Annotated in this window: 18 protein-coding genes; 8 read left to right on the forward strand and 10 right to left on the reverse strand. The window is 44.0% G+C overall.

What is annotated here, in order from left to right:
- Positions 1–55: 55 nt before the first annotated feature.
- Entirely contained in the window at positions 56–2,269 is a 2,214-nt protein-coding gene (locus tag C7Y66_RS00300; RefSeq protein ID WP_106544048.1) for a transketolase, read from the reverse strand.
- Positions 2,270–2,640: 371 nt separating this feature from the next.
- On the opposite strand from C7Y66_RS00300, the gene C7Y66_RS00305 reads away from it, so the two are divergent.
- Positions 2,641–3,984 (forward strand): cytochrome P450, encoded by a 1,344-nt coding sequence (locus C7Y66_RS00305; protein ID WP_106544049.1) that lies wholly within the window; start codon positions 2,641–2,643, stop codon positions 3,982–3,984.
- Positions 3,985–4,118: 134 nt separating this feature from the next.
- Positions 4,119–4,865, forward strand: a complete 747-nt coding sequence (locus tag C7Y66_RS00310; RefSeq protein ID WP_106544050.1) for a DUF2993 domain-containing protein — start codon at positions 4,119–4,121, stop codon at positions 4,863–4,865.
- A gap of 77 nt (positions 4,866–4,942) precedes the next feature.
- Here C7Y66_RS00310 and C7Y66_RS30765 read toward each other — a convergent pair whose 3' ends face one another.
- Both C7Y66_RS30765 and purU read right to left on the reverse strand, forming a co-directional pair.
- A complete protein-coding gene (locus C7Y66_RS30765; RefSeq protein ID WP_015152565.1) occupies positions 4,943–5,098 on the reverse strand; it encodes a hypothetical protein in 156 nt (51 codons plus the stop codon).
- Between the two features lie 169 nt (positions 5,099–5,267).
- The gene (gene purU / locus C7Y66_RS00315) at positions 5,268–6,122 is read right to left on the reverse strand and encodes a formyltetrahydrofolate deformylase (RefSeq protein WP_106216899.1); all 855 of its coding nucleotides are present in this window, start codon (positions 6,120–6,122) and stop codon (positions 5,268–5,270) included.
- A 468-nt stretch (positions 6,123–6,590) separates the two neighbouring features.
- Here purU and C7Y66_RS00320 point away from each other — a divergent pair, with 468 nt between their 5' ends.
- Entirely contained in the window at positions 6,591–6,884 is a 294-nt protein-coding gene (locus C7Y66_RS00320; RefSeq protein WP_015152567.1) for a hypothetical protein, read from the forward strand.
- Positions 6,885–6,990: 106 nt separating this feature from the next.
- Here C7Y66_RS00320 and trxA read toward each other — a convergent pair whose 3' ends face one another.
- Entirely contained in the window at positions 6,991–7,308 is a 318-nt protein-coding gene (gene trxA, locus C7Y66_RS00325; RefSeq protein ID WP_106544051.1) for a thioredoxin, read from the reverse strand.
- A 241-nt stretch (positions 7,309–7,549) separates the two neighbouring features.
- Here trxA and fabG point away from each other — a divergent pair, with 241 nt between their 5' ends.
- Both fabG and groL read left to right on the forward strand, forming a co-directional pair.
- Complete coding sequence (gene fabG / locus C7Y66_RS00330; protein ID WP_106544052.1) at positions 7,550–8,314, forward strand: 3-oxoacyl-[acyl-carrier-protein] reductase; 765 nt, start codon at positions 7,550–7,552, stop codon at positions 8,312–8,314.
- 117 nt (positions 8,315–8,431) lie between these two features.
- Complete coding sequence (gene groL, locus C7Y66_RS00335) at positions 8,432–10,099, forward strand: chaperonin GroEL (RefSeq protein WP_106544053.1); 1,668 nt, start codon at positions 8,432–8,434, stop codon at positions 10,097–10,099.
- Between the two features lie 38 nt (positions 10,100–10,137).
- Here the strand turns inward: groL and selD are convergent, their stop codons facing one another.
- From selD to C7Y66_RS00360, 5 genes are all read right to left on the reverse strand, one after another.
- The gene (selD, locus tag C7Y66_RS00340; RefSeq protein WP_106544054.1) at positions 10,138–12,654 is read right to left on the reverse strand and encodes a selenide, water dikinase SelD; all 2,517 of its coding nucleotides are present in this window, start codon (positions 12,652–12,654) and stop codon (positions 10,138–10,140) included.
- A 74-nt stretch (positions 12,655–12,728) separates the two neighbouring features.
- Positions 12,729–13,592: a DMT family transporter gene (locus C7Y66_RS00345; RefSeq protein WP_106544055.1), complete on the reverse strand. Its 864-nt coding sequence runs from the start codon at positions 13,590–13,592 to the stop codon at positions 12,729–12,731.
- Positions 13,589–14,671: a bifunctional transcriptional activator/DNA repair enzyme AdaA gene (locus C7Y66_RS00350; protein WP_233222460.1), complete on the reverse strand. Its 1,083-nt coding sequence runs from the start codon at positions 14,669–14,671 to the stop codon at positions 13,589–13,591. The genes C7Y66_RS00345 and C7Y66_RS00350 overlap by 4 nt, the downstream gene beginning before the upstream one ends.
- Before the next feature lie 104 nt (positions 14,672–14,775).
- Positions 14,776–15,342, reverse strand: a complete 567-nt coding sequence (locus C7Y66_RS00355) for a DUF3611 family protein (RefSeq protein ID WP_106544057.1) — start codon at positions 15,340–15,342, stop codon at positions 14,776–14,778.
- Between the two features lie 299 nt (positions 15,343–15,641).
- Positions 15,642–16,463: a PD-(D/E)XK nuclease family protein gene (locus C7Y66_RS00360; protein WP_106544058.1), complete on the reverse strand. Its 822-nt coding sequence runs from the start codon at positions 16,461–16,463 to the stop codon at positions 15,642–15,644.
- A 73-nt stretch (positions 16,464–16,536) separates the two neighbouring features.
- Here C7Y66_RS00360 and C7Y66_RS00365 point away from each other — a divergent pair, with 73 nt between their 5' ends.
- A complete protein-coding gene (locus tag C7Y66_RS00365; RefSeq protein ID WP_199197171.1) occupies positions 16,537–17,988 on the forward strand; it encodes a phosphoglucomutase/phosphomannomutase family protein in 1,452 nt (483 codons plus the stop codon).
- A 73-nt stretch (positions 17,989–18,061) separates the two neighbouring features.
- On the forward strand, positions 18,062–18,331 hold the full coding sequence (locus tag C7Y66_RS00370; protein WP_106544060.1) for a LapA family protein: 270 nt from the start codon (positions 18,062–18,064) through the stop codon (positions 18,329–18,331).
- 58 nt (positions 18,332–18,389) lie between these two features.
- Here the strand turns inward: C7Y66_RS00370 and C7Y66_RS00375 are convergent, their stop codons facing one another.
- Positions 18,390–18,923: a phosphate-starvation-inducible PsiE family protein gene (locus tag C7Y66_RS00375; protein WP_015152578.1), complete on the reverse strand. Its 534-nt coding sequence runs from the start codon at positions 18,921–18,923 to the stop codon at positions 18,390–18,392.
- Between the two features lie 307 nt (positions 18,924–19,230).
- On the opposite strand from C7Y66_RS00375, the gene C7Y66_RS00380 reads away from it, so the two are divergent.
- Positions 19,231–19,800 (forward strand): DUF4168 domain-containing protein, encoded by a 570-nt coding sequence (locus C7Y66_RS00380; protein WP_106544061.1) that lies wholly within the window; start codon positions 19,231–19,233, stop codon positions 19,798–19,800.
- Positions 19,801–19,896 lie beyond the last annotated feature (96 nt).

The following is a 19,896-nucleotide window of genomic DNA, read 5'->3' on the forward strand; positions in this document are numbered from 1 at the left end:
CTAGCCCCCACCTAGTTATAAACCAGGCAGGGGCATAATATCATATGAATATCGACTAACCAACCAACTCCATAGCGCGTTTGACCAAATTCTCAGCCGTCATCCCATTTATTGCCATCAATTGTGCAGGACTTGCGGTGGTTTCTCCTCGCTTCCAGGCAAAAGTATCGCGCTGGCAATGACTCCGCAACATAATTGGTTCCAACATCCCACTCGCACCAGATGCTACTCCAACCAAAGCATCGCCACCAAATAACGCCTCAAATCCAGCATCATTCAAAAATTCTCCATCGGGTTCAGAACAAGAATCCCAAGCCACATCGCTAGGACGATACAAACGACGGGGATTGACAACAGAAACAATTCTCACACCAATTTCTTGCGCTTCTAAATAAGTCGCAGCTTCAAATACAGGCATCAAAACCATATCGCCAATTACAGCAAATACTACCGTCTTGCTACCTTTAATTTCTTGCAGTACCACCGCACCATCTTGAATTGCTTTGCGACTTTGTTCAAATGTCGTGCGAATTGGTAAAGGTGACTTACTCGCTGTAATTACAACACCCTTATTCTTCGTTGTCAGCGCCCAATCGTAACAAACTTGAATCGAATTGGCATCGGGTGGAAATAAGGGAAAGACATTTCCATTGCGCATCATGGCGGCGAAATATGCTTCAATTTCAGGGCGTTGGTGCGTCCATCCATTGCGCCCTTGTTCTAACGCCCCAGCCGTAAATAGAGTTACGGTAGAAGGTGTGGGACGACGTAATTCTGCCATTGCTTGCGTTACTGTTTGCCAAATCGGTAAACCATTAATCGCAAAAGACTCATAAGAACACCACAAAGTTCGACAACCCATCAACGCCGAACCAGCCGCTAAACCCGCACAAGCATCTTCACTCAAAGGTTCGTAAACTTGTCCGCCTGGGGTTTGGTTGTATATAGGATCTTCTGTGGGGTGGATAATTTTCAATGCTTGGTTAATGTTGGCAATTCCAGACGCTTCATTACCGTCAGCGTTGGTGACGATGTAGTTGCGATCGCATTCTCCCACTTTCGCCACCAACTTACCCATCGCTGTTGTCGAGACTTTCGGATCTCCCCCTACAGCATATTCTTCTAACGGCAACTCTCCAAGTTCTGCTAGCGGTAATACAGATTCCGTCACCGCTACCCGACTTGCCGAACCACCACCAGCGCGTTCGCAGTTCGTCCGCACGATTTCCCATGCAGCAGGCGCTAAAGCACGCGATTTGAGGGCGTTGACAATATCGGGGTTATCGAGAGTATGCATCGCATAGAGGTTGTGAGATTTTGCCCCTCTCGCATGGACTCCAGCCCCTTTTAATTGTTTGATGATTAATACCGTCAGTTTTCCACTCAAAGCAGAACGGGTAGCTTCATCGGTTGCAACTAACACGGCTTTGGTGAAAGCTAAGCGCTGCTCGAAGGAAAAAGCGGTACTATCGACATAATCGCCTGGTTGGTTTTTGTCGTCAAAGTCTTTGGCATCGACTAACACGACTTCTTCAAAACCGTTACCGTGCCAGTATGCCATCATCCGTTCGTTGGATTGAGTGGACACCATACTATGATGTTCCTGACTGTAGCCATTCCACACCAAGACGGGTAAGAAATTTGTCACGCCTGGATAAGCCGTGTGGAAATGCGCCATACTACTCATGATGTAGGGTTCGCCCAATCCACCATCGCCAATTGTGACGGGAAATAAATTATCGGGATGCAGGCGGGCGGCTGACATGGCGAAATGTTGCCCTTGTCCCAATGGACCTGCAGGGGCGAGAATACCAGGGATAAAACCAGAAAGGTGTCCGAGTAAACCGTGATGTTCGCGGAAGCGATCGCGCAATTGTTGTACAGTAGTAATGCCCATGTCTTCTAACGAACGATCTAAGAACATGGCGCTGTAAAATCCTGGGGCGTGATGTCCGACTTCGGTAATGATATTTTTGTAGCCCAACATCACCAAGGCTGCATATGCTTCTACTTGCGAGGCAAAGCCACCAGGGTGTCCCGAAGCTTTACTTCCCGTAACTTGGACTGTTAAATAGCGGAGGGCATCGGCATAGAGGAGGGTTTGAAATACAGCCGCCGGATCGCTAGGATCGGTTATAGCAGTTTTATTTGGTGCGATCGCTGCTTGTTTGCCATATTGCTCGAATCCTGGCAAAGTTTCGCCAAAATACTGAATTCCTTGACAAAATTCTGGTGTTACTATCTTTGCCGCTTCGGTCGATGCCGTCATGCTGAAGACCCTCTCTAATTTGAGTATTTGTACTTTTTAGATAATTTTAATTATTTTACATTTAATCTCTGCTTTATGTTGTATACGGTCTGTCTATACATATCAGTGGATTTGTCTACCTATAGATCGCATATTTACAGAGAAAAATTCTCACACTAATGAGTGCGCACAAAAATTAGTTTCAATCGAAGATTTATTGAGTGCGATCGAACTGATATGATAAAATTCTAAAATGGATTTCTAACAACTTATACTTGATGCAAAATCGTTGCTGCTGCGACCCTAATAAATATAAATATATTTTTATTCTCAAATAATTTTTAGTTAATATATAAATAAATCTCCGTAGTAGCATTGTCTACCAATTTAAGATGAAGTTAACTGAGGTAAACAAAACTCCAGCCTTACTGCAAACGCTCCAGCTAATTGCCAATCCAATCAAGTTCTTAACCACTTGTGCCAACAAATACAGCGACCCATTTGCTGTTAGAGTGTTGGGCTTAAACTCTCCACCAGTCATCTTTTTTAGCCAGCCACAAGCAATCAAAGAAATTTTTGCAATCCCCTCAGAGTACTTTGATTATAAAAAAGCAACTCACGTCTTTCAACCTTTGATGGGGGAGCAATCTTTAATTTTACAAGAAGGGAAAAGTCATCAACGCCAACGCCAATTAATGCTACCTCCTTTTCATGGCGATCGCATGAAAACTTACGGGCAAATTATTTGTAAAATTACTCAAGCTGTGACTCAGCAATGGCAAGTTGGTAAACAAATTTTTATTAATCATTTTCTTCCCGATATTACTTTACAAATTATTTTACAGGTTGTATTTGGTATTAGTCCTGGGGAAAGGTACGAACAATTAAAAGTTAAGTTAAGTTCGCTACTAGAAGATGTTACTACTCCCTGGTACTCCAGTTTATTCTTTTTTCCACCATTACAAAAAGATTTGGGTGCGTGGAGTCCTTGGGGACATTTTGTCAGACGCAGACAACAAATTGACAAATTAATCTATGCAGAAATATCGCAACGGCGACGAGAAAACGATCCAACACGCACCGATATTTTATCAATGTTAATGGCGGCGCGAGATGAAAACGGACAGCAGATGAATGATGATGAATTACGAGATCAGTTGATGTCTCTTTTATTATTAGGCTATGAAACTACAGCAGCAGCGCTAGCATGGGCATTTTACCTGATCCATTCTCATCCACAAGTGCGCGATCGCCTACAACAAGAGCTTAATAATGCAGACAATACTAAACCAGATGCGATCGCCCAACTCCCATATCTTACTGCTATCTGTCAAGAATCCCTCCGAGTTCACCCCATTGCTTTAATTTGTACTCCTCGAATGGTAAGAGACTCCGTACAAATTGCTGGAGATAAATTCAATGCTGGGACAATTATCGTACCTTGTATTTACCTCACCCATAGAAGAGAAGAAATCTATCCTCAACCAGAAAAATTTCAACCAGAAAGATTCCTACACCAAAAATTTTCACCCTTTGAATATCTTCCCTTTGGTGGTGGTAGTCGCGGTTGTATTGGTGCAGCTTTTTCGCTATATGAAATGAAACTCGTACTTGCTACTGTGTTATCGCAGTATGAGTTAGAACTAGCAAATTCTCGTCCCGTTTCTCCAGTTCGGCGAGGCATTACAATTGTCCCTTCTGAAAATGGGATGAAAATGGCAGTTATCAGTGGCTAGTGGCTAGTGGCTAGTGGCTAGTTATAAGTAGGGTGGGCATTGCCCACACTACTATATGCCAAATTATAGATACATTTCTTAATGGTGCATGTCTAGATTAGTTTTAGGCAGAGTCAAAAGGATGCGATCGCGAGATGGATAACGAGCCACGGTTAGAAGAACAAGTCATCGATGCAGTAGCAGAAGTAGGAATATCTAGCCAAGTAGATAACGCTGAAAAAATTGATGTTAATATTCAAACAAATCTCTTAAAGCTAATTTTAGGGCAAGCAGATTCAGTAGATTTTACTGGACAAGGCGTAGTTATACAAAAAGACATCCGCCTGCAAGAAATTGAGGTGCAAACGGATAAAGTTGATGTGAATCCACTCAGTGCTCTTTTTGGCAAGGTTGAATTAGATAAACCATTAGATGCTATTGCCAAAATTGTCATTACGGAACCAGATTTAAATCGCGCTTTGAAGTCCGAGTACGTATTAAAAAAGGCACGTAATTTTAAACTAAATGTAGACGGACAAACTGTGATTTTAGAAATGCAGCAGATGCAATTACAGTTGCCAGGAAATAACAAAATGGTCTTCGATGGTAAGATTTTGTTGCATGAAAAAGGCGAAACGCAGCCACTCGGTTTTACAGCTACATTTCGCCCCCGTACCCAGAAGCAACCAGTTATCGTTGAGAATTTTCAATGCGATCGCAATGAAGGAATATCTTTTGCGATCGCGCTATCATTAATGCAAAAAGTCAAACAATGGATGGAGTTACCCTATTTCGATCTAGAAGGAATAGCACTCAGAGTTGAAGAAATGACGGCGCAAGCAGGTCAGTTAGCTTTACAAATCCAAATTAGAATGAAACAAATACCTCAGAATTTAATTTAATAGGACACAATGCAAATTAATATATTTCCATTGTAGAGACGTTACATGTAACGTCTCTACAATGGAAATATTTAATATTAACTATTAACTGTTAATTCTGTTTGTCCATACTTACTCATAATCTTGCGGTAAGTAGCAATTATGCTAGGAATGTAGCGCCACCAGGTTGCTATGAGGGCTACGCTAAAGGTAGAAACAAAGCCGAAGGTGAAGAATTTCTCTAGAATTGACATAGAAATTGCCTTTGTAGATGGAACAAATATTAGAAAATTCTTAAGAACTGAATTGATTGTAAATTTTATGTATTAAGGTCATCCTCTGTAAAAATACTGTAATTATATTTTGATCGGTACAATAGGTTTGTAGAAGCGCACAGCTAAGTGTTCCTGCGATTACCCTCAATTACTCAAACACTACAGTCTTATTCCCGTAAATTAAGACACGGTGTTGTAAATGCGATCGCACGGCTCTAGCTAAAACGACTCGTTCTAAATCTTTACCTTTACGGATCAGGTCGCTGACCTCATCGCGGTGGCTGATGCGGACGACATCTTGTTCGATAATTGGTCCAGCATCGAGTTCTGATGTTACGTAATGAGCGGTAGCACCGATAATTTTTACCCCGCGTTCGTAAGCTTTCTGGTATGGATTTGCGCCTACAAAAGCAGGAAGGAACGAATGGTGAATGTTAATTGCTTGAGGAAATCGGGTAATAAATTCGGGACTGAGAATTTGCATATATTTTGCCAGAACGATAAGATCGATGTCGTACTGGTGCAAAAGTTCTAACTGTTTTTCCTCTTGAGCCGCTTTGTTATCTTTGTTAACGGGAATATAGTAATAATCTATACCAAATTGTTTTGCCACCCATTCTAAATCGGCATGATTGCTAATAATCAGGGGAATTTCTGCGGCATACTCTTTTGCCTGTTGTCGGAGAATTAGATCGAATAAGCAATGTTCTTGCCGACTCACCCAAATAGCAAGGCGTGGGATGGTGTCGGAAAAGTGTAGTTGCCATTGAGCCTCTAGAGGCTGTGCGATCGCGCCAAAGGCAGGCGCAATTAGCTCTCGCGGTAGATGAAAACCCTCTAATTGCCATTCAATGCGGGTTAGAAACAAACCAGCAGCAAAGTCTGTATGCTGATCGGCATGGATGATATTACCACCATTGGCATAGATAAAATTAGCAATTTTTGCTACTAATCCTTGTCGGTCGGGACAAGAAATGAGTAGAGTTGCTGTCAGTCTATTCATATTACTTAACCTTCGCTTGATGTATAAGAAAACCTTTATAAACTGTCTTCTATCTTCAGTACGAACGTAGTATTAGATATATCGAGTTTGAATTTCATTGTCTCTGATAACTGCCTCTGGATTGTCCGCAAGTTAAAAGTATGAAATAATACATAAACAAGATCGGGAATTGCTGGAAGCGCGTGTGAGGGTATACGAGCATTCATAGCACTAGTCTGGAATAGCTTTTTGGGCTGACGTATTTCATTGTCAGAGTCTTTTGCGGCTTGAAAGCAAGTTACTAGCAAGGTGCTACGGATAAATGTTGATTAGTTAAGGCTTTCGGGTCAGATCGTTACAGGGTGTTCGGGCTACATAGCGCTCAAAAGAGCGTATTAACGATAACTTCGTCGACCGCGCTGCTGGTTTGGGGTAGCTGCTGAATTCTTTTCAGACTCAACCTATTTTTAGAAAATGACTTTTTAGAAAATGATGCTACAAACAATTATTACTGCTGGGGCGACTTTCTATATTACAATCGCGGCTTGTCTGTTTACTCAGTGGGCAGACATCATGCAGCGAGACCTTGGCAAACGCTCTCAATTACTTCTACTCAGAATATTTTTAGTCATAGTCACTCTTTTTTGGCCAATTATCGTACCCATTGCTTATCTAGAATTGTTAATTAAAGTTAAGAAAGACAAAGAAAAAATGAGTTGGTTGGCGGAGCGATCGCCTGAAAGTTTTTCAGCGACAACCGCTGACGATTCATTGCTGTCATAACTGATATCATTACCGCTATCATAATTGTCATCATTGCTAATAAAATAGCTTTTTCCTACAGTAAAAGCCCGCAAATGCGGGCTTTTTATTGAATGAAATCTTTTCACTAAATTAGAGCTTGTAAATGTTCGATTAAATTAGGCGCTGGTACTACGCCCTCAATGCGATCGACTGGTTGACCTTGCTTAAATAGTACTAATGTGGGCAAGGCATGAATTTGATATTGACTGGCGAGTTGTGGATATTTATCAGTATCGATTTTCACAATACGGATTTTAGATTTGAGACGCTCGTTTACTTGTTCTAAAATTGGAGCCATCATCTGGCAAGGACCGCACCATGCAGCGTAAAAATCTACCAGTACAGGCACATCAGCACCAGAGATCATTTCGGCAAAATTATTGAACTGCTGTTTAGTAGTCATGAGATTTAACACAGTTTTTTACTGTTATATCTCAAGTAGCTGTGAGTGGTGCGTGTTGATGCGGGTGTAGGGTGTAGTGAGTGGCTGGTAGCTAGTGGCTAGTGACTGGTAGCTGGAATTTCTCCCTCAACTTCCTCAGCTTCCTTGTCTCCCTACTCCCTGCTCCCTATTGATAAGATGGTTAGCGCGGTGGTTTAAGTGCGATCGCTAAGTGAGAGTATTTACGTAAGAGTCATTGTTTATGGAAGTATTGCCAGAGGATTTACAACGGTTACGCCAACAAGTGGCAATCGTCACGGGGGCTTCGCGAGGAATTGGACGGGCGATCGCTTTGAGTTTAGCCGCAGAAGGGGCAAACGTTGTTGTAAACTACGCAAGTTCTAGTTCCGCCGCTAAAGAAGTGGTAGAAGAAATTGAGGCGGCGGGGGGTAGCGCGATCGCAATTCCGGCTGATGTCTCGGACGCGGCTCAAGTAGATACTCTGGTTAATACTGTTGTAGAAAAATGGAAGCGAATTGATGTTTTGGTAAACAATGCTGGTATTACCCGCGATACTTTGTTATTGCGAATGAAACCGGAAGACTGGCAAGCAGTCATCGACCTCAATCTTACAGGCGTATTCCTTTGTACCAAAGCTGTCAGCAAAATCATGCTCAAACAACGCAGCGGGCGTATCATTAATATTGCTTCTGTAGCCGGACAAATGGGCAATCCCGGTCAAGCGAACTATAGCGCCGCAAAAGCTGGGGCGATCGGATTTACTAAAACCGTTGCGAAAGAACTCGCCTCCCGTGGCATTATCGTCAATGCTGTTGCCCCTGGTTTTATCACCACTGACATGACCAGTAACATTGATTCTGAAGATATTCTGAAATATATTCCCTTGAGTCGTTACGGCAAACCCGAAGAAGTTGCTGGTATGGTGCGCTTTCTCGCCGCCGATCCTGCGGCTGGATACATTACAGGTCAAGTCTTCAACGTCGATGGTGGCATGGTTATGGCTTAAGAGCGATTAGCGTTTAGCAATTAGCTCACAGCTAATTGCTAAACGCCAGTAGTTTCATTAGCACTCAACTCAAGAGAGTGCTAAATTGACTAATGGAAGCTTGAGGAAACGAAGCGTATGTCAAAAATCGTTGCGTTTGATGATGAATCGCGGCGGGCATTGGAACGGGGTGTGAATGCCCTTGCCGATGCCGTGAAAATTACCCTGGGTCCAAAAGGTCGCAACGTCCTGTTAGAGAAAAAATACGGTGCGCCTCAGATTGTCAATGATGGGATTACCGTAGCGAAAGAAATTGAGTTGGAAGATCCCCTAGAAAATACTGGGGCGCGTCTGATTCAGGAAGTTGCATCGAAAACCAAAGATGTAGCTGGAGATGGTACGACTACGGCGACGGTTCTCGCCCAAGCAATGATTCGCGAGGGACTGAAGAACGTAGCAGCGGGTGCTAATCCAGTGGCGCTGCGTCATGGAATTGAGAAAACCGTTGCCAAGTTGGTAGAAGAAATTGCTGCTGTCGCCAAACCAGTCGAAGGAAATGCGATCGCCTCTGTGGCGACTGTCTCGGCTGGAAACGATGAAGAAGTTGGGGCGATGATCGCTGAGGCAATGGAACGAGTCACCAAAGACGGGGTAATTACCGTTGAGGAATCCAAGTCTCTCACGACCGATTTAGACGTGGTAGAAGGGATGCAGTTGGATCGAGGCTATATTTCTCCCTACTTCATCACCGACAACGAGCGGATGGTAGCAGAGTTTGAGAATCCTCGCTTGTTGATTACAGACAAGAAAATTAGCACGATCCAAGATTTGATTTCGATTTTGGAAAAAGTCGCTCGTGCCGGACAACCTTTGATTATTATTGCTGAGGATGTCGATGGGGAAGCTTTAGCAACTTTGGTTGTGAATAAAGCTCGTGGCGTGTTGAGCGTCTGCGCGATTAAAGCCCCAGGATTTGGCGATCGCCGTAAAGAAATGCTACGTGACATTGCCGTACTCACTGGTGGTCAGTTGATTTCTGAAGAAATCGGCTTGAGTCTAGATACCGCTTCTTTAGAGATGATGGGTGTTGCCCGTAAAGTCATCATCGACAAAGAATCTACTACAATCGTTGCTGAAGGCGACAACAGAGCCGATGTAGAAAAGCGGATCGGTCAAATTCGCAAGCAACTAGCAGAATCTGACTCCGACTACGACAAAGAGAAACTGCAAGAGCGAATTGCTAAGCTGGCTGGTGGCGTAGCAGTCATTAAAGTTGGTGCAGCTACCGAAACCGAACTCAAAGACCGCAAACTGCGAATCGAAGACGCGCTTAACGCGACTAAAGCCGCAGTTGAAGAAGGTATCGTCCCTGGCGGCGGAACGACTCTAATCCACTTGGCGAAGAAGGTGGACGAATTTAAAGCCAGCTTGCAAGACGAAGAAAAAGTTGCCGCTGAAATCGTCGCTAGAGCGCTGGAAGCTCCCTTACGCCAAATGGCAGACAATGCAGGGGCTGAAGGCTCTGTCGTGGTTGAGAGAGTGCGGGAAACCGAGTTTAACGTTGGTTACAATGCGGCAACTGGCGAGTTTGAAGATCTGATTGCTGCTGGCATTCTCGACCCTGCTAAGGTTGTGCGTTCGGCATTACAAAACGCTGGTTCGATTGCTGGTATGGTGTTAACGACCGAAGCCCTAGTGGTTGAAAAGCCAGAGAAGAAAGCTGCTGCTGCTCCTGACATGGGTGGCATGGGTGGCATGGGTGGCATGGGTGGTATGGGCGGTATGGGTGGCATGGGTATGATGTAGCCTGCATAACCCTCGTAAGGGCGCACGGCTGTGCGCCCCTACACATTGGACAAATTTATGGTTATTGGTTGGCGATCGCCTTTTCTATCTACTACCTTGCCAATAATGCAACTTTGTGGATAGCCTAAACTATGTAGCTTATCTAGGCATTGACTGGCTTGTTCTGCTGGAATTGATGCTAGTAAACCGCCCGATGTCTGCGGATCGAATAAGAGAGAGTACCGACCAGACTGGCTGATAGATTCTGAACCAGCGATGTTTAGATCGGTAATAAAACGCGCAATGCGTAAATTTTCCGCTTGCAGTGAACTGACAATCCCTTTTTGTAATGTGGCGATCGCACCTTCTAGAGCGGGAATTGCTGCTAAATTTAAATCTACCGCACAGGCAGAGATGCCTACGCTACGGGAAGCTCGAACCATTTCGTACAAGTGTCCGGCAAGCCCAAAACCCGTAACATCAGTACAAGCAGTGGCTCCATGTGCCATCAAACAAGCAGCTGCAACTTGATTCGATTGCAACATTGAAGTAACAGCGCGATCGATCCAATCTCCTTTGGCTTCCCGTTGCATCTCGGCAGCAAAAAGGGTTCCCGTACCAAGGGCTTTAGTTAAAATTAGAACTTGTCCTGGCTGCATTCCATCTTTGCGCAGAAGTTTATTCGGGTGGACTAAACCGTTACAAGATAAGCCAAATTCCAATTCGCTGCCTTCAGTTGTGTGTCCACCTACCAAAGGTGTCTGCGCGTCAGCTAGCACTTTGACTGCGCCGGATAGTAACTGATAAAGGGTTTCTTCTGTTTTGGATTCTAAAGCATAGGGAATAGTTGCGATCGCCAATGCACTTTGAGGTGTCGCACCCATTGCAAAAATATCGCTGAGGCAATGGTTAGCAGTAATTTGTCCAAAAATATACGGATCGTTGATGAGACTGCGGAAATGATCTATGGTGTGTACCATCCACAAACCGCCTGGTACTTCTACCACCGCTGCATCGTCAGGAGCATCTAGCCCGATAATAATATCTTGGCGATCGCACCAGTTAGTACTATCCTGCTTGATTTGATTGAGTACCCTTTCTAAAACTGTGCTGCTAACCTTAGAACCGCAGCCAGCGCAAGGCATTGTTTGGTAATTGGTAATTGGTAATTGGTAATTGGTAATTGGTTGTTGGTTGACCGCTCCCTTGTCCCCCTTGTCCTCCTTGTCCCAATTTTGAATTTTGAATTTTGAATTTTGAATTTTGAATTTTGAATTTTGACTTTTCTCGTCCATTTGCGGTAAGTCACTGAACCGTTGCATGAATTTGCGATCGATCGCATCTTTCCAGCGCCACAGCCAGCCAGTAGCGCCAAAACCAAGTTTTCCCCATGCCGCGATCGCTTTACCGTCTCCCGTACCGATTAAACTTAAATATTGTTTCTGTGGTTTGTAAGGTTGTAGCGATCGCCCTAATAATGCTCGTCGCAGGTTTTTAAATAAAGGTTTACCCTGACGCACGGCAAATACTCCAGCTTTGGGACGGGGATAATTTACCATTGAGGCAATATCACCCGCTGCAAATACATCTGGATGGGAAACCGATTGTAGTGCATCGTTGACGAGAATAAATCCGCGTTCGTCAGTGGCGATTCCTGCGGCTTGCAGCCAATCGGGTGCGGAGGCTTGCGTTACCCAGAAGATGCGATCGCATTCTACCTGCAATCCAGATTCACATTTGATGGTGTAGGGTGTTGGTAGGGGCGGGTTTCCAAACCCGCCCGTACAGGTGTAGGGTGTGGGGTACGATTGGATTTCACAAACGGTTTCTTGCAGGTGTAGTTGAATTCCTTTGTGGATTAAAATCTCTTGACAGCGATGCCGTATCCAGGAATTGTAATTTGGCATTAATTCAGCACCGCGCTGAAATAGATGAATTTCTAGATCTCGATCTTCCCTCTCCTCCCTGAATAAGCGAGAAGACTTAGCCCCCCTTTTTAAGGGGGGTTGGGGGGATCTTATAGACTGCAAATGACCCTGCATTGCCATTGCTAACTCGACTCCGCCAGCACCTCCACCGACAATTCCCAGGCGCAATGTAGAGACGTTACATGTAACGTCTCTACATGTTGTAACGTCTCTACACAAGTCATACCAATGTTGCAGAAACTGCGCCACTGGTTTTGCTGGAATCGCGTACTCTGCTGCACCGGGTACGGAAATTTGCGCCGGAGTGCTGCCAATATCAACTGAAAGCAAATCGTAGGCTACAGGCGGACGGTTAGCACAGATAACTTGTTTGTTGACTAAATCTAATCCAACAACGCGATCGCGATAAAATTGCACCCGAGCAAATTGAGCTAAACGTCGCAGATCGATGTGGCATTCTTCATGAGTGTAAAATCCAGCAACGTGACCGGGTAACATCCCCGAATAAGGAGTATCTGACGCTTCTGTAATTAATGTGACTCGAATGCCTGGTATCGGTTTCATACCCAGCATTCTCAGAACAATAGCATGGCTGTGACCGCCGCCAATCAGGACTAAATCTTTAGTAACGAGTTGCGATCGCTGCATTCACTCTCAAAATAAAATATCTCTCATATTGATTCTGACAAATTAGTCGAGGTGAAGGCGGAACGCGATCGCAATTATTTCTGCTGTTTTGGATTAATGACTAACCAAACGCTCAGTAAAATTGTTATCAATCCAAAAATTAAGCCAGAATTCACGGGTTCGCCGAGGAAAATATTGCCAAATAACAGACTGAAAACAGGAATTAAAAAAGCAACAGTTATTGCTCCAGTCGCACCGATATTAGAAATTAGTTGAAAGTAGAGCGGATAGGCAACAGCAGTACACGCGATCGCGAGTACGGCGACTGCAAAAATAACTTCGAGCGAGGGAAGTGTTTGAGGAAAAGTTGCAAAAGCAACCGGAATCAGCAAAATACTCGAACTAGTTAGTTGTCCGAAGGCAGTTTCAGCAACTCGATCGTGTATAAATCTGCGACGGGCATACACAGCAGCAATACCATAGGAGAGGGCTGCAATTAAAGCTGATATTCCTCCAAAAATGACTGAAGCTGATAGCGGTAAAGGACTCCATCCAACTAAAATAGTAACTCCAACAATTCCTAATACTAATCCAATCGCTTTACGTTTGTTTAGCGATTCTTTCAACCAAATAGCTGAAACGATCGCTGTAAATAGAGGAGCTGTTGCATTTAAAATTGCCGCAATTGAAGCATTAAGGTTGACAACGGCGATCGCAATTAATAAAAAAGGAATGACATTGTTGAATAAACCCAACAAAAGATAAGACTGCCAACGACTTTTGAGCTTGAATGGTGAGGCGATCGCGCCAGATAAACCTAATGCAACCGCTGCTAAAATAATCCGTAAGCTGATGGTGAAGAGAACTCCTAAAACAGGAGCTGCAATACGGATAAATAAATACGAACTCCCCCAAAGCGCAGCGAGTAAAAATAAGCGCGCTAGATCGATTGGTTTCATTTAGATTTTCCAGTCCGCTCTAGTTCCAACAGCAACCGTTTTCGCCAAATTCCACCGTTGTATCCAGTTAACTGTCCGTCTTTACCAATTACGCGATGACAGGGAATCAGGATATCGATCCGATTCATCCCATTTGCTCTAGCTACGGCACGAACTGCTGTAGGCTGACCGATGCGCCGAGCCAGTTCATCATAAGATATTGTCGTCCCATAAGGAATGCGTTGTAACTCCGACCAAACTTTTTCTTGAAATGCAGTCCCTTGTGGAACCAAAGGAGTTGTAAACTCGGTTAACTTACCTGCGAAATAACGCGCCAGTTCATCTCGTAAATGCTCAATATGATGATTCGTCACGGGGAGAATTGGATAACCAAAATGCTGGCGAATTGTGGCATAGTGATGCTCTAGCATTTGCTTATCTGTATAGGCGATCGCGCATATCCCTCGCTCGACTGCACCAACAAGTAATGCTCCTAAAGGTGTTTCTAAAATTTGCGTGGCTACAAAGTCACTGGTTTGGCTTTGTCCTGGGGGGACACCAAAGACTTTGCTGAAGGCTTCTCTAAACCCACTATGAGATTCATATTGATTGGCAAAGACAACATCATCTAGCGTGGCTCCCGCTCGAATTTGCGTCAAAGCATTCGCCAATCGTCTGCTGCGACACCATTCTACAAATGTCATGCCGTAATGCTCTCGAAACCAGCGTCGGACTCGTTCGGGAGTTGTTTTTAACTCACGCAGTTCTGCGGCTGTAATTTTTAGATCTGGTGCGGTTTCTACGCGCTGTATCAATGTTGTCACCCAATCTGGCAATGCTCCGTACGCTAAAAGCGGATGACATCGTTTACAAGGACGATAACCTGCAAGCACAGCATCCCGAATTGTGGGAAAGAATTCGACGTTTTCCAGTTTCGCACGGGCAGGACAAGAAGGGCGACAAAAAATTCCTGTCGTGCGGACAGCCACAAAAAACACGCCGTCATAGCTAGCATCTTTGCTACAAGCGGCTTGTTCCATTTCAGCGCGCGATGGCAAGAGATTTAAGTTCATTTGCACGGGTACGCAATTCAATTCCATACTGGCTATTGTTGCAAGCCCATACATTGCCGTCTACCGAAAAAGCGACATGACATCGATTCGGTAAGCTAGCGTGAAGGATGAAGTGCGATCGCCTCTACTCTTTAGTCAATCCATTCTAGAAGTCCTAAAGAGGTTATACTACCAACTAAATGAGTTCCGATTAAGTTAACGTTAGATAAGATTACCAAAATATCTAAAGAACGAATTAAATTTTGGCGATTGTAGATTGCAACTCCTTGAGGAACAGATAAAGATTTTGATAAGACTGCGATCGCGCTGACTTCTGAGGCGATAAAAGCGATTAGCATTCCGATAAAACTGACGATTAAACCGATTTTTAAGGCTTGAATTACTTCTTCTTTACGAGGATGAATCGTGCGATCGCTTGATTGCAAGCGTCTGGCTAAACTGCGATCTCGAAAAGCCCAAACTATACTAAAGGCAGCTAGTAATACGCCAATAATTGCTAGAAAAATACTAAAACTAAGACCTGCACTGTTAGGTATTGCGCCAACATTGCGGCTGAGGACGGCAAATATTAAGGCAATTCCAGAGGTACTCGCTAGTGCTAATTGTATCCAAAAGCTAAACCGACTAACAAGGCGAAAAGCAGCAGCAAATCTTTGTTTGGTTGGTGTTGGTAGAGAGTCTTTGATTAATTCAGACATGGATTTCTCTCGCAGGCGTATTTTACATTTGTTATAAAGAAGCTATTGAGAGAAATCATCAACCCAAAGTTAGCTGTTGGGATAATTTTATATATAATGATATAGACCGAGGGATAGGTTCACTAGCAATCTCTGCGTTTATGTAAAGATATTTGTAAACTTGTCCTTCTCAGAATGTTGGCAAGGGATTTATTTTTGTGTAGCGCAAAGACAAGGACACTTACGTGCGGGGGTATCCCCCGTTGAGGAAAGTGTCCGCGCAAAGGCGCAAAGAAGGGCGCGAAGATATTTTGATAGAACTACTTGGAGGGTTTGAAGTTGGAGAATTCGCAAATGGCACTGAAGGAACAATGCCGACAGTGATAACCTGGATTGGGAGGGAATATTTTACTAAATTTATACGGGGATTGTTCGTAGTTGTTAATATCTTGTTGGTGACGAATCGCGATCGCTGCTAACTGATTTTCAATTGCGTCGAGTTGGCTAGGTGTGACGCGAATTAAAGCAGATTTTTTACATTGTTCTAAATTATAAAATGAGGCAACTGCTGTATATTGAGGATATAAATAACGGGCAGCAACGAGATAGACAAATGCTTGTCTTTGGTCGAAGATAGATTTACCTGTTTTAAAATCGATGATGTGTAATGTTTTATCTGGTTCTGTTAAAATACAGTCCATTGTGGCATAGAGCCGAAAGCGGTAATTTTGTTGTTCGACCCAAATTGGTTTGGGAAATCCTTCCTCACCACTGGTTAATTCAATAATATGTTTTCCTGCTAATAATGGATGAGCGTGATAATTTTTGAGAATCTGCGTGACTCGTTGCTGAACTTGTGTGGTTAATTTTCCGAGTTTAAGTAACTGCGAGACTCTTTCTACGCCATCAGGTTGAGTCAGGAATTGGCGGTGACGATGGAACTCGTAAACGCCTTTTTGCGCCAACAACCCAATCCGCTGCGGAATGCTAGCTTGGGTAAGTAACGATTGAACGATGGGTTCTTTTTGTCTTGCTTTGATAAAACCTCGCTTCATTTGGCAATGCCAGCGTTCTTGTCCTACGGCTGGGACAACTAACGACCACAAGTGATAACTAACAAAGGGTTGCCCAAGAATTGGCATCGTTCTCAGAAGAAACAACAAAGATACGGACTGTCTAACAAAGGAGTGAAGCAAGAAACTTCTTGTACTATTAATGATGAATATAGGGTGGCAAACTGTGAATGCCAGTCAAATCGGCAAAATTAAATTCGGTACTGACGGATGGCGGGGAATCATCGCTGACGATTTTACCTTCACCAACGTCCGACGAGTCACAAGGGCGATCGCAAGTTACCTAGAAACTGCATACACTAAAAGTAGACCAGTTTTGGTGGCGTACGACACCCGTTTTCTGGCAGAAAAATTTGCCCGTACCGCTGCCGAAGTCTTAGCAGAATTGGGATGGAGTGTGAAAATTACCGATCGCGATTGTCCGACTCCGGTAATTGCTTATAATGCCCGTTACCTAAATTCAGCAGGGGCATTAATGTTCACTGCTAGCCATAACCCTGCACCCTATTGCGGGATTAAATACATTCCCGACTATGCTGGTCCTGCTACTCCAGAGATTACTGATACAATTGTGGCAAATATTTTTGGTGTGGAGGATACTCCGCCAAAATTTATCCGCAATGACAGAATTTCTACTTTTAATCCCCAGCCCGAATATTTGAGATTTATCTACTCTCTCATTGATATCGAAAAAATTCGTCATGCTAGGCTGAGGGTAAAGTACGATGCGCTTTACTCGACTTCTCGCGGCTACTTAGATACGGTATTGAGATACTGCGGTTGCGAGTTAGAAACATTCCACGCCTACCGAGATGTCTTGTTTGGTGGTGGAATGCCGGAACCACAAGGCAAACAGTTAACTCAGCTGGTAGCAGCCGTACAAGCAGATGCTGCTGACTTGGGCTTAGCCACGGATGGAGATAGCGATCGCTTCGGTATTGTAGATGAGATGGGCAATATTCTAACGCCGAATACCGTCTTGTTACTGCTTGCCCGTCACTTAATTGAAAATAAAGGCAAAACAGGGGCGATCGTCCGTACCGTCGCCACCACACGTTTACTCGATAATTTTGCCGTTAAATACAGATTACCTTTGTACGAAACTCCTGTAGGATTCAAGTACATTGGGGAAAAAATGCGCAAAACCACCGTCTTAATTGGCGGCGAAGAATCGGGTGGTTTAAGCGTAATCGGACATATTCCCGAAAAAGATGGGATACTCGCGAATATGCTAGTCGCTGAGGCGATCGCCTATGCAGGTAAGCCATTGAGTCAGTTAGTTGCAGAAGCAATTACTGATGCTGATGGTCCCCTGTACAACCACCGCATCGATTTGCACCTCAGCGATGCCCACAAAGCCGCCATTATCGACAGTTTTACTCAAAATCCTCCCAGGGCGATCGCCGGAATCGCAGTTAAAGAAGTCGGTCGCAAAGACGGAGTTAAACTGTATTTAGCAGAGGGCAGTTGGATACTGTTACGCCCATCAGGTACGGAACCCCTCATGCGCGTCTACATGGAAACCAACTCTCTCGACCAACAAAATCGAATTGTGATGGAAATGGAAAGATTAATTCAGCAAGTTAGTTGTTAGTTGTTGGTTGTTGGTTGCTAGTTGCGATCGACTATAAACCATTGACTATTAACCATTAACCATTAACCAAATCATGAAATCTTTGGCTAGTCTTCTCACTTCTTCTATTGTCGCTGTTTGGATTGTGGCGATCTCGCTGCTATCTATGCAAAATGCCGATCCAATTCGGCTGAAGTTTTTACGCTACCAGACAATTCAATTACCAGTTGGTTTTGTTTTGGCTGTTAGTGCTGGGGTAGGGGTGGTTGCAACGGCTTTGATACAGCCTCTCTGGGGTATAGGGAGTACACCTGCACGATCTACTGAAGACGATATCGAAGATGAGTTTTCTTTTGATGAATAGCGTAGAGACGCTACACCATAACATCTCTACAATCTACAAAATAGAGAACTCCTTTATGCTATTCCGATAAGCGAATCTCTTTGTGAGACTGCTTGCTTCTGTCTGGCATAGATCCATTGTGATAGGTTTTGGCGTACTGCTTTTCAGGATCGATACCTTTGAATGTGGGGGGTATCCAAACGCGGACAACGAGTAGAGCTGCTAATACCAGCAGAAAGGCACATGCAGCCAAAATTTGATTCCAGGGAACTTCTAAAACTCCCCGCACGATCACTTCTCGCAATACAGATACAATAGACACTTCCACCATTACACCAATCGATACTCGCTGTTCTTGCAGGTAGATAATTAGCAGTCGGAACAACTCAACCAGAATCAGTAGGAACAGAATATCAGCCGCGATTTGGTGGAAATTCAGAGGGGGTAGCAACATGAAGAATATTCCCCTCAGTTGAATTGCCATGACACAGAACAAACCAACGCACAGAGAGATGACAATTAAATCCTGAATAGTTTCTAAGCTGCGCACGATCGCACTACGATTGAAAAATTCGTACCAATAATGCAATGGGCTTTTTAAAGGCTGATTCATTGGGAAATTCTCCTGTGTGCGGTTAGCTCGTTATGCTTACATTAACTTATGTTTTTAAGTTTTAAATTTTGAAAAAGTTATATAAATAATTATTGTCCTCGATCGCGAGCGACAACTACGACTATTTGCAGAAGACTGGTATCCGTTGCCGGGTTAAGTATCTAGAGCGATCGCCCGCCAATTTTTTCTGTTAAATAGGTAAACAGATCGCGAGGATTATGTTCTCCACGCACATCTTCCTTTAGGAGGATTTGGGAAATTATGTGCGATGATTTCATGGAAAAAGTTTGTTTGAGGTGTAACTTGCATGAAAGCTAGATATCTATCATTTATAGGTATGGCGATCGCAGTGGCATTGAGTGGTGGTGCTGCTTGGGCGCAATCAGGTTCTGTACCGAAAGAAATCAAGCTTTCACAGGCAGATAGCCCGTCACAAAGTCCGGCTCAACCAACTCAACCTTCCCAATCTCAGCCGCCGACTCAACAGCCAGCCCCAGCGCAAGTGAGTCAGAAAGAACTGCAACAATTTGCGAATGCAGTCAAGAAGCTACAACCTATCCAAGAGAACGCCCAAAATCAGATTGTTCAAGCAATTCAACAGGAAGATTTGAGCGAAAAACGGTTTGGGGAAATTTACCAATCGCGCCGAAATCCTCAAGCGCAGCCTACAGCCAAAATTACCCCTGACGAAAACAAGAAATTCGATCAAGCCAACGCCAAAATCGAAAAAATTGAGCAGTCCACCCAAGGGCAAATGGAGCAAGCTGTCAAGGGGGAAGGTTTAGATATCCAGCGATTTAATCAAATCTTTCTCACCCTGAGACAAAATCCAGACTTACTGCAAAAAGTGCGAGAAATGATTAAGACTGCTGGCTAATTAGTGGCTAGTGGTTAGAGGCTAGTGGTTAGAGGCTAGTGGCTAGTGGCTAGTGGCTAGACAAAGATTCTAGTCACCAGCCACCAGTCACTAGTC

The organism is Chroococcidiopsis sp. CCALA 051 (genome assembly GCF_003015105.1).
In the GTDB taxonomy this organism is placed as follows: domain Bacteria; phylum Cyanobacteriota; class Cyanobacteriia; order Cyanobacteriales; family Chroococcidiopsidaceae; genus Chroococcidiopsis; species Chroococcidiopsis thermalis.

What these genes read in the sequence shown, in the direction of transcription:
- C7Y66_RS00300 (WP_106544048.1), bottom strand. Translation starts at nt 2,269, where the DNA reads ATGACGGCATCGACCGAAGCGGCAAAGATAGTAACACCAGAATTTTGT.
- C7Y66_RS00305 (WP_106544049.1), top strand. Translation starts at nt 2,641, where the DNA reads ATGAAGTTAACTGAGGTAAACAAAACTCCAGCCTTACTGCAAACGCTC.
- C7Y66_RS00310 (WP_106544050.1), top strand. Translation starts at nt 4,119, where the DNA reads ATGGATAACGAGCCACGGTTAGAAGAACAAGTCATCGATGCAGTAGCA.
- C7Y66_RS30765 (WP_015152565.1), bottom strand. Translation starts at nt 5,098, where the DNA reads ATGTCAATTCTAGAGAAATTCTTCACCTTCGGCTTTGTTTCTACCTTT.
- purU (WP_106216899.1), bottom strand. Translation starts at nt 6,122, where the DNA reads ATGAATAGACTGACAGCAACTCTACTCATTTCTTGTCCCGACCGACAA.
- C7Y66_RS00320 (WP_015152567.1), top strand. Translation starts at nt 6,591, where the DNA reads ATGATGCTACAAACAATTATTACTGCTGGGGCGACTTTCTATATTACA.
- trxA (WP_106544051.1), bottom strand. Translation starts at nt 7,308, where the DNA reads ATGACTACTAAACAGCAGTTCAATAATTTTGCCGAAATGATCTCTGGT.
- fabG (WP_106544052.1), top strand. Translation starts at nt 7,550, where the DNA reads ATGGAAGTATTGCCAGAGGATTTACAACGGTTACGCCAACAAGTGGCA.
- groL (WP_106544053.1), top strand. Translation starts at nt 8,432, where the DNA reads ATGTCAAAAATCGTTGCGTTTGATGATGAATCGCGGCGGGCATTGGAA.
- selD (WP_106544054.1), bottom strand. Translation starts at nt 12,654, where the DNA reads ATGCAGCGATCGCAACTCGTTACTAAAGATTTAGTCCTGATTGGCGGC.
- C7Y66_RS00345 (WP_106544055.1), bottom strand. Translation starts at nt 13,592, where the DNA reads ATGAAACCAATCGATCTAGCGCGCTTATTTTTACTCGCTGCGCTTTGG.
- C7Y66_RS00350 (WP_233222460.1), bottom strand. Translation starts at nt 14,671, where the DNA reads ATGGAATTGAATTGCGTACCCGTGCAAATGAACTTAAATCTCTTGCCA.
- C7Y66_RS00355 (WP_106544057.1), bottom strand. Translation starts at nt 15,342, where the DNA reads ATGTCTGAATTAATCAAAGACTCTCTACCAACACCAACCAAACAAAGA.
- C7Y66_RS00360 (WP_106544058.1), bottom strand. Translation starts at nt 16,463, where the DNA reads ATGCCAATTCTTGGGCAACCCTTTGTTAGTTATCACTTGTGGTCGTTA.
- C7Y66_RS00365 (WP_199197171.1), top strand. Translation starts at nt 16,537, where the DNA reads ATGATGAATATAGGGTGGCAAACTGTGAATGCCAGTCAAATCGGCAAA.
- C7Y66_RS00370 (WP_106544060.1), top strand. Translation starts at nt 18,062, where the DNA reads ATGAAATCTTTGGCTAGTCTTCTCACTTCTTCTATTGTCGCTGTTTGG.
- C7Y66_RS00375 (WP_015152578.1), bottom strand. Translation starts at nt 18,923, where the DNA reads ATGAATCAGCCTTTAAAAAGCCCATTGCATTATTGGTACGAATTTTTC.
- C7Y66_RS00380 (WP_106544061.1), top strand. Translation starts at nt 19,231, where the DNA reads ATGAAAGCTAGATATCTATCATTTATAGGTATGGCGATCGCAGTGGCA.